This window comes from Actinomadura rupiterrae (assembly GCF_024172125.1).
In the GTDB taxonomy this organism is placed as follows: domain Bacteria; phylum Actinomycetota; class Actinomycetes; order Streptosporangiales; family Streptosporangiaceae; genus Spirillospora; species Spirillospora rupiterrae.
Map to the genome: position 1 here is coordinate 532,361 of NZ_JAMZEA010000002.1, position 15,949 is coordinate 548,309.

The following is a 15,949-nucleotide window of genomic DNA, read 5'->3' on the forward strand; positions in this document are numbered from 1 at the left end:
GCGATGCCCGGACCGTCCGCCGAGGTGTACGACAGCGGCCTGCTGCGCCGCGCGTTCGGCACCTTCGCGACCGGCGTCACCGTGGTGACCTGCGGCGGGCCGAACCCGCACGGGATGACCGCCAACTCGTTCAGCTCGGTCTCGCTCGACCCGCCGCTGGTGCTGGTCTGCGTCGGGCGGGACGCGACGATGAACCGGATGCTGCGGCGCAGCGAGTACTTCGGGGTGTCGGTGCTGAGCGCCGGGCAGGAGCCGGTGGCGCGGCACTTCGCCGGCCGCCGCCGCGCGCTCGGCGCCGCCCAGTTCGACCCCGTCGACTGGATGCCCGGCGAGCTGACCCGCGTGCCGCTCATCGACGGCGCGCTCGCCTGGTTCGAGTGCCGCCGCTGGCGCGACTACGACGGCGGCGACCACACCATCTACACCGGGCGGCTGCTGTCCATGCGGCGGCAGGAGGCCGGCGACGCGCTGCTGTTCTACGATGGGCGCTTCCGGAGGGTCAGCCCCGAGCCGACGGAGGTGCCGCTGTGAGCCGCGCCGCCGAACGGGCCGCGCCCGCCGGGCTCGTGCCGCCGGGCCCGCCGCGCCGCGCCATGCCGGGGATCTTCGCCAAGCTGGTCCGCGACCGGCTCGGGCTGATGACCTCGGCGGTCAACGGGTACGGCGACGCCGTCCGGGTCGCCGCCGGGCCGAAGACGCTCTACATCTTCAACCACCCCGACCACGCCAAGCACGTCCTCGCCGACAACAGCGCCAACTACCACAAGGGCATCGGCCTCCAGCAGGCCCGCCGCGCGCTCGGCGACGGCCTGCTGACCAGCGAGGGCGAGCTGTGGCGCAAGCAGCGGCACACGATCCAGCCCGCGTTCCAGCACGCCCGGATCGCCTCCCTCGCCGATGTCGTCGCCGAGGAGGCGGCGGGCCTGGTCGCGCGGCTCCGCACCCATTGGGGACGCGGCCCGGTGGACGTGACGCACGAGCTGACCGGGCTCACCCTCGGCGTCCTCGGCCGCACCCTGCTGGACGCCGACCTCGCCGCGTTCACCACGATCGGGCACGCCTTCGAGGCCGTCCAGGACCAGGCGATGTTCGAGATGGTGTCGCTGAGCGCGGTGCCGATGTGGGTGCCGCTGCCCCGCCAGCTCCGCTTCCGCCGCGCCCGCGCCGAGCTGCACGACGTCGTGGACCGCCTGGTCGCCGCCCGCTCGTCCGCCAACCGCCATGGGCGCGCGGATGCTGCGGGCGGGGACGCGGCGGGTGGGGACGCGGGGATCGGGGACGATGTGATCTCGCGGCTCGTGGCGTCCGTGCGGAAGGAGGCCGATCCGGCCGTCGCGGACCGGCGGCTGCACGACGAGCTGGTCACGCTGCTGCTCGCCGGGCACGAGACGACCGCGAGCACGCTCGGCTGGTCGCTGTACCTGATCGACCGCGCGCCGGACGTGCGCCGGCGGCTGCACGAGGAGGCCGTCGCGGTGCTCGGCGACCGGCCGCCGGTCTACGAGGACCTGCACCGGCTCACCTACACCGCGACGGTCATCCAGGAGGCGATGCGGCTCTACCCGCCGGTCTGGATCCTCACCCGGGTCGCGCAGCAGGACGACGTGGTGGGCGGGTACCACGTGCCCGCCGGGTCGGACGTGCTGATCAGCCCGTACACGCTGCACCGGCATCCCGGCTACTGGTCCGAGCCCGACCGGTTCGACCCGGACCGGTTCGACCCGGCCCTGCCCAACGAGCGGCCCCGGTACGCCTACATCCCGTTCGGCGCGGGCCCCCGGTTCTGCGTCGGCAACAACCTCGGGATGCTGGAGGCGACGTTCGTGCTGGCGCTGCTCTCCCGCGACCTGCGGCTGTCGACCGTCCCGGGGTACCGGGTGGTGCCCGAGCCGATGCTGTCGCTGCGCGTCCGCGGCGGCCTCCCGATGATCGTCCGCCCTGCCTGACCGCCCCTGCCCGCACGGCGAAGGCCCCGGGGTCCGGAAGCGTCCGGAACCCGGGGCCATCGCCGTGCCGTCCGGGGGGCCGGACGGCACGGGCGGTCAGCTCCCGACGGCGTCCGCCGGGGCGGCGCGGGTGTCGAGGAGGGCGAGGAGCAGCGGCGGGTCGATCAGCCGCATCGGGCGCAGGGCCAGGTCGGCCGAGTGCACGGCGAGCCCGCCGTCCACGCTGAACGGGCCGTGCGAGCCGACCCGCGGGGCGGGGCCGGGGTCCAGCGGGTGCGCGGCGACCGCCTCGTCGCCCGGCGCGACCGAGTGGGCCAGCACGAACCAGGTGCCCTGCGGCACGTTGGACAGCTCGTACGGACCCGGCTCGGGCAGCACCGTGCAGCGGACCGGGGACCCCTGCGGGAGCGGCTCGGGGAACAGGCCGACGAACACCGGGCCGGGCTGCTCGTCCGGCGGGGCGAAGATCTCGCCCTTGACGGTGACCGACCGCGTGCCCCAGCCGTTGCGGCGGTCGTCGGTCGGGATGAAACGCCGGTAGCCGCCGCTCTGCCGGTACAGCGTGGGCGCGACCCCGACGCTGCTCTTGAACCGCGAGCTGAAGGTGCCGACGCTGGTGTACCCGACCCGGTTGCTGATCTCGGCGACGGTGAGCGTGGTGGAGACGAGCAGCCGCTTGGCGGCCTGCAGCCGGACCGCGGACAGGAACCGGCCCGGCGAGATCCCGGTGATCTGCCGGAAGACCCGGGAGAAGTGGAACTTGCTGAACAGCGCGGTGCGCGCCATGTCGTCGATGGTGAGCTCCTCGCCGAAGTTCTCGTACATGCTCCGGACGACGCGTTCGACTGCCTGCTCGGCGATATCTGCCATCTGAGCATTCCCTTCGACAGTGGACGGAACGCCTTTAAGCGGGGTCGTTATCGGCGTGTGATCTGACCGGAATAGCGGTGGCGCGCCAGTTATTCGGTCAGCATCACTCTAAGTCGCTGTTCTGGGGCGGTCAATTGTGGAGAGCTGAACAATAACGCCGTGATTTGGCGGTTGAATGAGAGTCCGGACCCTTGTTGATGGTCATCGTTACGCGACGAATTCCCCTACATCACACACGGGTTTCCGGGGCGCCCGGTTCACGGCCGGGAGGCGGCGGTCAGGCGCGCCGGAGGATGGCGGTCAGGCGCGGTCGCCGCCGGGGCCCGGGCGCTCCACCGCGTCCGCGAACCGCTCCCACGCCGTCGCGAACTGGCGGGCCAGGTCGGTGACGGCCTCGCGGCAGTGCTCGGGCACCAGGTCGGCCAGGGCGTCCCGCTCGTCCGGGCCGGGGACGTCCGCGCGGAGCATGCGCAGCAGCTCGCGGCCGGTGGCGGTGTGCCGCAGCGACGGGTCGCGCATCAGCCGGCGCAGCAGCTCCGGGCGCTCCTGGCCCTGCCCGGCGGTGCGGCGCGCGGCGGCGGGCAGCGCGACCGGGACGGGCCGCTCGGCCCGCTTCGCCCGCTGCGCCTGCTCGGACCTCTCCGGCCGCTTTGGGCGCTCAGGCGGCGCCGGGACGGCCCGGGCCGGCGGCGCCGGGCTCTCGCCGTTCAGCAGCCGCCTGCGCACGTCGTGCGCGGTGGACAGCGAGATCCCGGCGGCCTTGGCGACCTCGCGCAGCGGCGTCTCCGGCCGGGCGGTGATGATCTCGGCGGCGCGGCGCCGGCCCTGCCCGCCGTCCAGCGGGCGGATCCGGCCGTCCGCGCCGACCCGGCTGTTCGACCTCGGCAGGTGCGCGGTCGAACGCCGGACGGCGGCGACGGTGTGGTCCGACAGCCCGGTCCGGGCCGCGACCACCCGGTCCGACAGCCGGGGCTCGGCGGCCATGATCCGCGCGGCGGCGGCGCGCCGGTCGGCGTGCGACAGCGGCAGCCCGTGCGTGACGTTCAGCTCGACCGCGCGGGCGAACGCCTCGGCCTCGGTGCCGTCGAAGAACACCACCTCGATGCTGGTCTCGCCGCGCAGGATCGCGGCGCGCAGCCGGTGCATCCCGTCGATCACGCGCATCGCCGGGCGGTGCACCAGGATCGGCGGCAGCGGCGTCTCGATCTCGCTGAGCCGCAGGATGTGCTCGCGGTCCTCGCCGTGCAGCCGGGGCGAGTCGGCGGGCAGCAGCGAGCCGATCGCGATGCGCCGGACCTCGGCGGCGGGGGTGGTCGGCGGGTCGGGCGCGGTCGCCGTGTCGGCGGCCGCGTCGCCGGGTGCTGGGCGGGGCAACGGCGTGGCGCCGGCCTCCATCTGTCGCCTCCACCTCCGTCGAAGGTTGGCAGTCTTCGCCCCGAGGTTCGCCCCAGTGCAGGCGAAAGAGGCCCACCTTCGCCGTCCCCTCCGATGGCCTCTGCGCTCAATGCAAACCGGAGAACCGGTTTTCTGCAACCCTTGTTCTGCGGCCCTGACCGGTGGAGTAATTCGAATGGGTGTTCGAGTTTGGAGTGGGCGCCGAGCGCGTCGCTCACGCTGGGGAATAGGACGTGCCCGACCGGTCACGGATATTGGGGAATTGTCGCTCAGGGTGCTGCGGCCGCTACCCGGATAAACCCGTTCCGTGCCCGGGCGCGCCCCCTGCGTGAGAGCGCGCCGCGTGTCCGGCCGAGCACTCTCAAAGAAGTCCGCCGGCCGGCCCGCAGGCCGCGCCGGCCCGCCGGGCGGCGGCCAGGGCCGCCCAGGCGGTCAGCTCCACCAGCGCCCGGTCGGCGGGCTCGGCGGCCCGGAAGGCCGCCACGTCGGCCGGTCCGACCTGGTAGGACGCCAGCGCCGTGAGCAGCGCCAGGCGGCCCGCCGGACGCCGCTCCGGCGGGAGGGCGGCCACCGCCTCGTCCACCCAGGCGCGGGACGGCCCGGGCGGCGTCCCGTCCCAGCCGTCGAGCCGCGCCGCGACCAGGTCCCGGACGTCCGCCGGCACCGCGCGGCGGCCCGCCGCGTCGATCGCGGCGGCCGCGCGGGCGAACGCGTCGGCGAGCACGGGGTCCGCCGCCGCCCAGCCGAGGTCGGCGGCCGGGGGAGCGGCGGGCAGCAGGTTCGGCGCGTCCCCGGGCGGGACGCCGCGCCGCGCGATGGGACTCATGATCCGGCCGAGCAGGCGCCGCATCGGCGCGTGGACGCGCGCGGGCACCCGCGACGGCACGGGCGAGTCCTCAAGGAACACGTTGACCATGCGGTTCAGATAATGGAACGTCACCGCCACGCCGACCAACTGCGCGTTTTCCGCACCCGGTACGGCCTGCCGGGGTTCGGGAGGCGGTCCGGCGTCCTTCCGGCCGGTGGTCTCGGCCCATGCGGCGAGCCTTTCCAGGCGCGGCTCGTCCGCCTCGTGCGGACGTCCCGCCGGAAGGACGCCGTGCAGCGCGGCGTCGTGCACCGCGACGCAGTACGGGCAGGTGTTCGCGCGCGAGACCGCCGCCGCGACCGTCTCCCGGTCGGGGCGCCCGGCCGGGCTCCCGGCGACCAGCGACTCGCGCAGCATCACCCAGGACGCCGCCAGCACGCCGGGGGCGGGCGAGTGCAGCGCCACCGGCGGCGCGAGCATCCCGAAGTCCCGCTCGACCCGGTCGTAGACCCGCGCGACCAGCCCGTCCGCCTCCCGCGGGCGGACGGGCGACACGTGGCGCACCTCGTCCAGCGAGCGGCTCAGCGCCCGCCGGACGATCCTCGACGTCACCGTCCCGGCCCGCGTCAGTCGCGGACCAGGTCGCGGACGAGCGGCAGCGCCGCGCGCCGGGCGCTGGTCTCGCCCTCGGGCGAGGGCGCGCCGTAGGTGACCTCCACGCCGCGTTCCCGCGCGGCGGCCACGATGCCCGGCATGGCCCGCTCGGCGAGCGCGGCGAGCGTGAAGGCGGGGTTCACGGTCAGCGCGCCCGGCACGGCCGAGCCGTCGGTGACGAAGATCCCCGGGTGGCCGCGCAGCTCGTGCCGGTCGTCCAGCGCGGAGGTGGACGGGTCGTCGCCGATCCGGCAGGACGCCAGCGGGTGCACGGTGTACGCGCCGACCAGGTCGTTCGTCCACGGCAGGACGCGGGCGAGGCCGTCGCGCTCCATGATGTCCTTCACCGCGGCGTCCGACTCGGCCCAGCCGCGCATGGTGTTGATCGACGGCTCGTAGCGCAGCGTGCCCCGGCCGAGCATCTGCTGCGAGATCCGGGTCGCGTTGCCGGTGGGCGGCGGGGCGCCGAACACGCCCTCGTTGTCGTCCTCGCTCATGGTGAAGATGGTGAGCCAGGACTGCCAGTGCCGCAGCAGCTCCTTCTTCTCCGGGCCGAACCAGGTCGTCCGCCCGTCCGCGCCGGGGACCTGCGCGAGGATCGTGCCGAACCCCGGCGGGAAGTAGAGCTGCTCCAGGGTGAAGCGGGAGTACTCCGGCAGGGCCGGGTCGAGCCGGTCCCAGCTCGCCACGCAGGGACCCTTGCCGATCTGGGACGCGGCGTAAGCGGCCTCGCCCCGGTCAAGCCCGAGGACGGTCCGCACTTTCTCCTCGTCGAAGACGGCCGTGTTCAGCCGCTCGCCATTTCCGGAGAAATAGCGTCCGACCGCATAGGGCATGGGACCGAGCGCCGGTTCGGAACGCCGCAGGATGACCGGTGTCGCGCCCGCGCCCGCCGCGACGACGACGAGCTTGGCGTCGATCGCGCCGCTGCCGACCGTGACCCGGTAGTCCTCCTCGTCGATGACGTTGTAGTGCACGCGGTAGCCGCCGTCGGCGTTCCGCGAGAGGTGCTGCACCTCGTGCAGCGGGCGGATCGTCGCGCCGTGCGCCACGGCGGCGGGCAGGTAGTTCAGCAGGAGCGACCGCTTCGCGTCGAAGCGGCAGCCGGACATCATCCAGTTGCAGTTGGTGCAGAGCGCGCGGTCGATCGCGGCCGGCGCGGGGTTGGCGGTGAGCCCGGCGTGCGCGCACGCGGCCGCGAACACCCCGCCCGAGTAGGTGACGTCGTTCCAGTCCTGCTTGATGATGGGCAGCGCCTCGGCCACCCGGTCATACCAGGGGTCCAGCCGGTCCCGGTCGATGGACGACGGCCACATCCGGCGGCCGATGTTGCCGCGCCGCTCGAACACGAACCGCGGCGCGCGCGGCATCGCGGCGAAGTAGACCACGCTCCCGCCGCCGACGCAGTTCCCGCCGAGCACGCTCATGCCCTCGCCGACCACGAAGTCGAAGATCCGCGTGTAGGACGAGCCGAGCAGGAAGTCGTGCTCGAACTCGTCGCTGGCGACCCACGGGCCGCGCTCCAGCACCGTGACGTCCGCGCCGCCCGCCGCCAGGTGGTAGGCGGCGATCGCGCCGCCGAACCCGCTGCCGATGACGAGCACGTCGGTCCGCTCGGCCGTCCGGCCCTCGGACGCGTTGTTCGGATGGTTCGTCATGCCGGGCTCCCCGTGGAGGTCGTGTTCGGGTGGCGGGGCGCGAGCTCGCGCCGGTAGGAGAAGTCGGGGAAGCGCCACAGGCCGTCGTCGTCCGGCGACGAGAACCCCATGGTCGCCAGGCCCGGGTGGCCCGCGGCGATCGCCTCGGTGGTGTGCAGGTGCGCGCCGGTGTCGAAGGCCATGTTGCAGAACAGCGCGAGCAGCACCCAGAGGTCCTTCTCCGGGTGGCCCGGGGACGTCAGCCACCGGACGATCGCCGTCCGGTCCTCGAAGTCCAGCGCCACGAAAGGCGGGACGGAGTCGTCCGGCTTCAGGCCGTGCTGCTCGGCGTAGGCGGTGGCGTGCTCGTCGAGCGCCTCGCAGTAGCCGTCGAGCCCGTCGGTGACGCCCGTCGCCGGGGTCTCCAGCAGCTCCAGCGCGCCGGCCTCCACCGCGCCGGGGCCGGGCGCGGCGCCCGCCACCGTGCGGTCGCCGGGGAAGCGCTTCTCGCCCGGCACGATGGTGTCCGCGAACGCCTCCAGGGTCATCGTCCGCCGGGACCGCCCGCCCGGGTCAGCCGTTTCCATGATGTGCTCTCCCTGCCGCCGCCGGTGAATTCAGAGAAAATGATCCGGCCGGTGCGCGTGCGGGCGCATCTCTGGAATTGCCGACCGAAGTCGGACCGACAATTGACGCTCCGGAGCGGGCCGCCTAAAATGAGCGTCCCGACGAATTCGCTGAGCTTTTCCGAACAGGATTGGTCGCCGCCTGATGCAGGAACGAGCCGCCTGATGCAGGAGAGGGCACGGCGCACCCGGCAGGCCGTCGTACGGGCCGCCGCGGCCGCCTTCGAGGTCAACGGTTACGGCGCCACCACGCTCCAGGACATCGTCGCGCGGGAGGACGTCAGCCGCGGCGCGCTCTATTTCCATTTCCCCACCAAGGAGGCGCTCGCCGTCGCGATCGTCCGGGAGTACGGCGCGATGTGGGACGAGCTGGTCGCCACCCTCCGGCCGGGCCAGCCGCGCGCCGTCCGGCTGCTGATCGAGTTCTCCTTCGCGGTCGGCCGCGCCTTCGGCGGCAACGTGATCGCCCGCGCCGGGACCCGGCTGCTGCTGGAGACCCGGCTCTACGAGTCGGAGCTGCCGCCGCCCTACGCCGGCTGGATCGGCACGGTCGAGGAGGTGCTCGCCGACGCCCGCCGCCAGGGCGACCTGGCGTCCGGCGCCGACACGGCGGAGCTGGCAAAGTTCCTGGTCGCCGCGTTCACCGGGCTCCAGCAGATCGTGATGACCGGCGGCGGCCCCGAGGACACCGATTCCTGCATCGCGACGATGTGGCGGTGCGTGCTGCCCGGCCTCGTGGCCCCCGAGCGGCTGCCCGACTTCACCGATCTCGTCGGGCTCCCGGAACCCGGCGCACGAGGCCGCTAGCGGCGCCCGCCCGCCCGGTCAGCCGAAGTCCGGATCGTGCGCGCCGTGCAGCGCGCGGACGTACTCGTAGTGGCCGGGCAGGGTGGCCGAGTACAGCTCCCGCTCCCGGTCGACCTCGGCGAACATCTCCATCGCGGCCGCGTCGTCCATCCACTGGACCGAAGGCGGGGCCTTGGTGAACTCGAACTGCATGCCGGTGAGGATGGCCCAGATGCTGCGCGTCTCGAACAGCCGCAGCCTGCTGCCGTCCGGGGTGACGACGCTCTCGGCGTACTCGGCGAACTTCTCCTGGAGGCTGTCCGGGAGCGGCGCCTCGCGGACGTTGCGCCAGAACTGGCTGTCGTCCCGGTTCGTCAGCGCGTAGTGCATGACGATGAAGTCGCGCAGGTCCAGGTACGCGCCCTTGATCATCTCGTTGTAGCGGTCGCGGCGCTGGTCGTCGAAGTCCATGTCGGGGAAGTGCAGGACGAGCAGCGCGAGCTGGTACTCGATCAGCGCGATCGTGGTGGACTCCAGCGGCTCGACGAAGCAGCTCGACAGCCCGACCGCGCAGCAGTTCCCGACCCACGAGCGCTCGTTGTAGCCGACGCGCATCTTGATGTGGTTCGCCGGGACGTCCATCGCCCGCCCGCCGAGGAACCGGCGCAGCTCCTCTTCCGCGTCACCCGGGTTGGTCGTCTTGCCGCAGTACACGTAGCCGGTGCCGTCGCGGTGGTAGAGCGGGATCTCCCAGATCCAGCCGTCCTTGCGCGCGTTGGCCGAGGTGTAGGGGCGCAGGCCGTCCCGCTCGGGGTCGTTGCGCGCCGGGAGCGCGACCGCGCTGTCGCACAGCAGGTGGTCGTTCTGGCTGATGAACCGCTCGCCGAGCGCGCCATTGATGATCATGCCGCGGAAGCCGGTGCAGTCGAGGAAGAAGTCGCCCTCGATCGTGCCCTCCTGCTCGGTGACGATCCGCTCGACATGCCCGCGCGGGTCCACCTCGACGTGCTTGACGTCGGCGAGGACGTGCTTGACGCCGCGTCCGACGGCCAGGTCCCGCAGGTAGGCGGCGATGAGCGCGGCGTCCAGGTGGTAGGCGTAGCGGTAGCGCGGGTCCGGCGCGTCCGATCCGGGCAGCGGCTTGGGCGCCTTGTTCAGCTCGCACAGCCGCTGCAGCGCCATGCCCGCGTCGCCGAACGTCGGGCGCAGGCCCGTGTCGCCTTCCAGCTTGCGCTTCACGTAGAAGTGCGCCAGCGAGATGCCTTTGCCGAAACGTGTATGGAATGGCTTCTCGTACATCCCGACCGGCGGCTCGGGAACGTGGAAGAACGGATGGTAGTAAGTGTGCCGCGTGCCGTCCGCGGCCGGTTTGCGCCAGTCGTTGAAACGCACCGCCGACTTGTAGGTGGCGTTGCAGGCGGGCATCCACTCCTCCTCCTTCATGCCGAGGAAGGCGAAGGTGGTGCGCAGCGTCGGCACGGTGGCCTCGCCCACTCCGATGCGTCCGACCCGTTCGGACTCGACCAGGGTGATCTGCACCTGCGACCCGAACGCGCGGTTGAGATAGGCGGCCGACAACCAGCCGGCCGTCCCGCCGCCGACGATGACGACGCGCTTGATCGGACGTGCCACGGAAACCTCCTGGGGACGTCGTGATTCGCGTTTCCCAGGCTCACCCCGGAATCGTCCCGCCGCATCTCTGCGATTGCCTTCCGGCCGCTTCCGAACCGCAGTTCGCGAGATGCCCCGGCAGTTCACCGGTGGAAACACTGAATGCGCCCTATGCGCCGAGAGACCGGTGCTTGTTCAGTGGACGGAGCAGAACGTGACCCAGGACTCGGAATCGGCCGGCGCGGTGGCGGTCATCGGGATGAGCTGCCGGTTCGCGCCGGACCTCGACTCCCCGGACCGGCTGTGGGAGTTCCTGCGGGAGGGCCGGAGCAGCGTCCGGCCGATGCCCGCCAAGCGGTGGGACCCCTACGCCGCCGGCAGCCCCCGGGCCACCGCGATCATGCGCGGCACCACCCGGCTCGGGTCGTTCCTCGACGACATCGAGGGGTTCGACGCCGAGTTCTTCGGCATCACCCCGCGCGAGGCCGACTTCCTCGACCCGCAGCAGCGGATCATGCTGGAGCTCGCCTGGGAGGCCCTCGCGGCCGCCGGCGTGCCGCCGCTGGACCTGCGCGGCACCGAGACCGGGGTGTTCGTGGCGGCCAACTCCAACGACTACGGCCGCCGCCTGCTGGAGGACATCCCGCGCACCGGCGCGTACGCGGTGAACGGGACGACCTACTACGGCATCGCGAACCGCATCTCCTACTCCCTCGACCTGCGCGGGCCGAGCGTCGCGGTCGACACCGCGTGCGCGGGCTCGCTCACCGCGCTGCACCACGCCTGCCAGGAGCTGCGGCTCGGCGGGACGGGCCTGGCGATCGTCGGCGGCGTCAACGTCATGTCCACGCCCGCGCTGTTCGTCGCGCTGGACGCGGCGGGCGCGACGTCCCCGGACGGCCGCAGCAAGGCGTTCGACGCCGCCGCCGACGGCTACGGCCGGGGCGAGGGCGCGGGCGTCGTGGTGCTGAAGCGGCTCGAAGACGCCCGCCGCGACGGCGACCCCGTCCTCGCGGTCATCATGGGCAGCGGGGTGTTCCAGGACGGACGCTCCGACGGCATGATGGCGCCGAACAACGAGGCGCAGGAGCACATGCTCCGGCAGGTCTACCGGCGCGCGGGCATCGACCCGGCCTCGGTGGACTACGTCGAGGCGCACGGCACCGGCACCCCGACCGGCGACCGTGAGGAGGCGCTCGCGCTCGGCGCGGTCTTCGGCGCGGACCGGCCCGCCGGGAAGCCGTGCCTGATCGGCTCGGTCAAGCCCAACATCGGGCACATCGAGGGCGGCTCCGGCATCGCGGGCCTGATCAAGGTCGTGCTGGCGCTGCGGAACGGCGAGATCCCGCCGAGCGTGCACACCGAGCCGCACCCCGGCATCGACTGGGACGCGACCGGGCTGCGCCTCGTCGGCGAGCCCCTCCCGTGGCCGGACGCTCCGGGACCGCGCCGCGCGGGCGTCTCCAGCTACGGCGTCGGCGGCACGATCGCGCACCTCGTCGTCCAGGAGGCTCCGACGGCCCCCGCGCCCCCGAAGAAGGCCCGCCGCCCGAAGCGCGGCACCGCCGCCGCGCCGCTGGTCTTCCCGGTGTCGGCGATGTCCGAGAAGGGGTTGCGCGGCATCGCCGCCGCGACCGCCGACCGGCTGGGCGAGGAGCACCCCCCGCTGGCGTCCATCGGACGGACGCTGGCCGTGCACCGCTCGCACCTCGCCTGGCGCGCGGCCGTCGTCGCGTCCACCGAGGACGAGCTGGTCGAGCGCCTCCGCACGGTCGCGGACGGCGAGGAGGCCCCCGGCGTGCTGCGCGGGCGGACGGCCTCCGGCGCGTCCACCGGGCCGGTCTGGGTGTTCTCCGGGCACGGCGCGCAGTGGTCGGGCATGGGCCGCGAGCTGCTCCGCGACGAGCCGGTGTTCGCCGCCGCGCTCGACGACCTCGCCGAGGTCTTCCGCGAGGAGATGGGCTGGACGCCGCGCGAGGCGCTGGAAGAGGGCGGCCCCTGGACCGCCGCGCACGTCCAGGCCCTCACGTTCGCCATGCAGATCGGCCTGGCGGAGGTCTGGCGGGCGCGCGGTGTCGCGCCGGCCGCCGTCATCGGCCACTCGGTCGGGGAGATCGCGGCGGCCGTCGTCGCGGGCACCCTGGACCGGCACGAGGCCGCGCGCTTCGCCTGCCGCCGCGCCACCGCGCTGCGCCGCATCGAGGGACGCGGCGGGATGGCGCTCGTCGGCCTGACCGCGGACGAGGTCCGCGAGCGGCTCGGCGACCGCACCGACGTCGTCGCCGCGATCGACGCCGCGCCCGCGTCCACGGTCATCTCCGGCGACCACGATCCGGTGGCCGAGCTGGCCGAGACCTGGAAGGCCGAGGGCATCCCGGTCTGGAAGGTGGACAGCGACATCGCCTTCCACAGCCCGCACGTCCTGGACGTCCTGGACGAGGTCGCGCACGCCGCCGGGCAGATGCTGCCCCGGCCCGCCGAGATCCCGCTGTACTCGACCACGCTCGCCGACCCGCGCGGGCCGGACGAGCGCGACGCCGGGTACTGGGCCGACAACCTGCGGCGGCCCGTCCGGTTCACGCAGGCCGTCGCCGCCGCCGTCGAGGACGGCCACACCCTGTTCCTTGAGATCTCGTCCCACCCGGTCGTCGCGCACTCGATCACCGAGACGCTGGACGACCTGGGCGTGGAGGACGGCGCGTCCGTGCCGAGCCTGCGCCGGGACAAGCCCGAGCGCGAGACGCTCGCCCGCGCCCTCGCCGACCTGCACTGCCGCGGCGGCGCGATCGACTGGACGAAGGCCCAGCCGGGCGGCGCGCTCATCGACCTCCCCGCGACGGCCTGGCAGCACCGGCCGTACTGGATCTTCCCGGAGGAGGCGGGCGGCGACGCCGGGTCCGGCACCGGCCACGACCCCGACAGCCACCTGCTGCTCGGCGGCCGGTCCACGGTCAGCGGCGCGCCCGTCCGGCAGGTGTGGCAGACGCACCTGGACCTGACCTGCCGCCCCTACCCGCAGAGCCACGAGGTGGTCGGCGTCGAGATCACGCCCGCCGCGTGCCTCATCGACACGTTCGCGACCGCCGCCGCGATCGGCGGCGTGCCCGGCTCGCTCTCCGACATCGTGCTGCGCACGCCGGTCGCGGTCACCCCGCCCCGGACGCTCCAGATCGTCCTGTCGGAGAACTCCGTCCGGCTCGCCACGCGGCTCGCGCACGAGGGCCCCGCGCACGAGGACGAGCAGCACGAGTGGATCACGCACTGCACCGGCATGCTCGACACCGACGTGCCCGCGCCGTCCGGGCGGCTCGACGTGGACGCCGTCCGCGCGCGCTGCACCGAGCCGATGACCTGGGAAGCGGTCGACGCGATGTTCCGCACGATGGGCGTCGGCGGCTACGCGTTCCCCTGGGACCCGACCGAGCTGCGCCGCAACGGGCGCGAGCAGCTCGCCGTCCTGACCATCGAGCCGGACGCCGACCGCGCGCGCAGCTGGGCGCACGTCATCGACGGCGCGCTGACCCTCAGCGCGGTCGTCGTGACACCCGAGGACGCGCGCCGGCTGTGGATGTCCTGCCACATCGACTCGGTGGCGTTCCGCGGCGAGCCGCCCGCGCGGATCACCGTCCACTCGGCCCGCTCCGCCCGGTCCCCGCAGGACACCGTGGACGTCCGGGTCGCGGGGGAGGACGGCGAGGTCGTGCTGGAGGTGCTCGGGCTGAAGTTCGCCGCGCTCCAGGACGAGTTCGGCGTCGTCGCCGCGCCGCGCGACCTCGTCCACGAGATCGCCTGGCGGCCGCTGGAGCCGGAGAACGCCGGGCCCGCCGTCACGTCCGTCCTGCTGGTCGGGGAGGGCGATCGCGCCGACCGGGTCGCCGGGCAGATCGCGCGCTCCGGCGTCCGGACGCGCCGCGTCGCGTCCGCCGACGAGCTGCGGCCCGAGGATCTCCCCGGATCGGACGTCCTGCTGGTCGTCCCCGACGTGACCGGCGCGCCGCCCGAGGACGAGGCCGAGGGGACCGCGTGGTCGCTCGTCCGGTCCGCGCAGCGCCTCTCGGCCTCCTACGCCGCCGCCCGGGAGGGGGACGGCCCGCTGCCCCGCCTCTGGTGCCTGTCCGAAGGCGTCCGGGACGCGGCGGGGGAGCGGGCCCTCGCCCAGGCGCCGCTCTGGGGCGTGTCGCGGATCATCGCCGGCGAGCACCCCGAACTGTGGGGCGGCCTCCTCGACGTCCCGGCCCTGACCGACACCACCGGCGCCGACCTGCTCGAAGTGATGTCCGCCGCGCCCGGCACCGAGGACGTCCTCGCGCTGGCCGCGGACGGCGTGGAGGTGCCCCGGCTCGTCCGGATCGAGCGTCCGGCGGACGGCGCGCCGCAGCCCTGCACCCCGGCGGGCACCTACCTGGTCACCGGCGGCCTCGGCGCGCTCGGCCTCGCCGTCGCGCAGTGGCTCGTGGACCGCGGCGCCCGCCGCCTGCTGCTCGCGGGACGGCGCGGGCTGCCGCCGCGCGAGGAGTGGGACGCCGTCACCGACGTCCGCACCCGGCGCGGCATCGACGCCGTCCTCGCCCTGGAGGCGCAGGGCGCGACGGTCCGGGTGCCGAAGCTCGACATCACCGACGCCGAGCAGGTCGCGACGGCGCTCGACCCCGCCACGCACGGCCTGCCCCCGATCCGCGGCATCGTGCACGCCGCCGGCGTCGTCATGGACGCCATGGTCGACAAGGTCGACCGGAACGGCCTGCGCGAGGTGCTCGGCCCGAAGGCGGGCGGCGCGATGGTGCTGCACCGGCTGTTCCCGCCCGGGAGCCTGGACTTCTTCGTGTTCTTCTCATCCTGCGGGCAGTTCGCGCGGCTCACCGGCCAGACCAGCTACGCCGCGTCGAACTCCTTCCTGGACGCCCTCGCCGCGCACCGCCGCGCGGGCGGCGAGAAGGACACCGTCAGCCTCGGCTGGACGTCCTGGCGCGGCATGGGCATGTCCGAGACGCTCACCGGCACGCTGCGCGAGGCGAACTCCCGCGGCCTGGACGTGGTGTCGGCGGACGAGGCGTTCCGGTCCTGGTCGTTCGCCGACCGGTTCGACGGGCACTACAAGGCCGTCGTCCGGGTGCTGCCGCTGCCGCGCGGCGCCCGCCGGGTGCCGATGTTCCGCGACATCACCGCCGTGGACGCCGCCGGCGCCGACGGCGGCGCCGGATTCACCCTCGACTGGGAGACCCTGGACGAGGCGGCCGTGCTGGAGCGGCTCGGCACCGACGTGCGGGAGCAGGTCGCGGCCGAGCTGAACCTGGCGGTCGAGGACGTCGAGCCGCGCCGTCCGCTGGTCGAGTTCGGCGTGGACTCGGTGATGACGGTGGCCCTGCGCGTCCGGCTCCAGCTCCGGTACGGCGTCGACCTGCCGCCGAACATCCTGTGGAACAAGCCGAGCGTGGCGGCCCTCACCGAGCACCTCGCCGAGGAGCTGCGCCCCGAGGGCGGCGGCGAGCACGGCGACGGCGCCGACGACGAAGCCGGTGGCGAAGCAGCGGAGCAGGCGGGTACGGCGGCCTGACCACACCATGGCCCGGCGGCAGGACCGCCGCCGGGCACGGATCGGCCCCGGGCGAACGGCCC

At 74.0% G+C, this 15,949-nt stretch carries 10 protein-coding genes; 4 read left to right on the forward strand and 6 right to left on the reverse strand.

All coding sequences use genetic code 11. From position 1 onward, the window contains the following. The first annotated feature begins 3 nt into the window (after nucleotides 1-3). Both FHU30_RS06970 and FHU30_RS06975 read left to right on the forward strand, forming a co-directional pair. Nucleotides 4-531, forward strand: a complete 528-nt coding sequence (locus tag FHU30_RS06970) for a flavin reductase family protein (RefSeq protein ID WP_253873886.1) — start codon at nucleotides 4-6, stop codon at nucleotides 529-531. Continuing rightward, nucleotides 528-1,946 carry a cytochrome P450 gene (locus tag FHU30_RS06975; protein ID WP_253873119.1) on the forward strand — a complete coding sequence of 473 codons (1,419 nt, stop codon included), beginning with the start codon at nucleotides 528-530 and terminating at the stop codon, nucleotides 1,944-1,946. The genes FHU30_RS06970 and FHU30_RS06975 overlap by 4 nt, the downstream gene beginning before the upstream one ends. 96 nt (nucleotides 1,947-2,042) lie before the next feature. Here the strand turns inward: FHU30_RS06975 and FHU30_RS06980 are convergent, their stop codons facing one another. From FHU30_RS06980 to FHU30_RS07000, 5 genes are all read right to left on the reverse strand, one after another. Continuing rightward, nucleotides 2,043-2,816, reverse strand: coding sequence for a helix-turn-helix transcriptional regulator (locus FHU30_RS06980; RefSeq protein ID WP_253873121.1), 774 nt, complete (start codon nucleotides 2,814-2,816; stop codon nucleotides 2,043-2,045). Nucleotides 2,817-3,116: 300 nt separating this feature from the next. Then, complete coding sequence (locus FHU30_RS06985) at nucleotides 3,117-4,211, reverse strand: ParB/RepB/Spo0J family partition protein (RefSeq protein ID WP_253873123.1); 1,095 nt, start codon at nucleotides 4,209-4,211, stop codon at nucleotides 3,117-3,119. A 361-nt stretch (nucleotides 4,212-4,572) separates the two neighbouring features. Beyond that, complete coding sequence (locus FHU30_RS06990) at nucleotides 4,573-5,631, reverse strand: carboxymuconolactone decarboxylase family protein (RefSeq protein WP_253873126.1); 1,059 nt, start codon at nucleotides 5,629-5,631, stop codon at nucleotides 4,573-4,575. 14 nt (nucleotides 5,632-5,645) lie between these two features. Further along, on the reverse strand, nucleotides 5,646-7,331 hold the full coding sequence (locus tag FHU30_RS06995) for an FAD-dependent oxidoreductase (RefSeq protein ID WP_253873128.1): 1,686 nt from the start codon (nucleotides 7,329-7,331) through the stop codon (nucleotides 5,646-5,648). After that, nucleotides 7,328-7,897 carry a DUF5987 family protein gene (locus tag FHU30_RS07000; protein WP_253873131.1) on the reverse strand — a complete coding sequence of 190 codons (570 nt, stop codon included), beginning with the start codon at nucleotides 7,895-7,897 and terminating at the stop codon, nucleotides 7,328-7,330. Before FHU30_RS07000 ends, FHU30_RS06995 begins: the two co-directional genes overlap by 4 nt. Before the next feature lie 204 nt (nucleotides 7,898-8,101). On the opposite strand from FHU30_RS07000, the gene FHU30_RS07005 reads away from it, so the two are divergent. Further along, nucleotides 8,102-8,743 carry a ScbR family autoregulator-binding transcription factor gene (locus FHU30_RS07005; protein ID WP_253873133.1) on the forward strand — a complete coding sequence of 214 codons (642 nt, stop codon included), beginning with the start codon at nucleotides 8,102-8,104 and terminating at the stop codon, nucleotides 8,741-8,743. Between the two features lie 18 nt (nucleotides 8,744-8,761). Here the strand turns inward: FHU30_RS07005 and FHU30_RS07010 are convergent, their stop codons facing one another. Next, complete coding sequence (locus tag FHU30_RS07010; RefSeq protein ID WP_253873136.1) at nucleotides 8,762-10,354, reverse strand: tryptophan halogenase family protein; 1,593 nt, start codon at nucleotides 10,352-10,354, stop codon at nucleotides 8,762-8,764. A gap of 193 nt (nucleotides 10,355-10,547) precedes the next feature. Between FHU30_RS07010 and FHU30_RS07015 the strand changes: the two genes are divergently transcribed. Continuing rightward, complete coding sequence (locus FHU30_RS07015; RefSeq protein WP_253873138.1) at nucleotides 10,548-15,887, forward strand: type I polyketide synthase; 5,340 nt, start codon at nucleotides 10,548-10,550, stop codon at nucleotides 15,885-15,887. The last annotated feature ends 62 nt before the right edge of the window (nucleotides 15,888-15,949 follow it).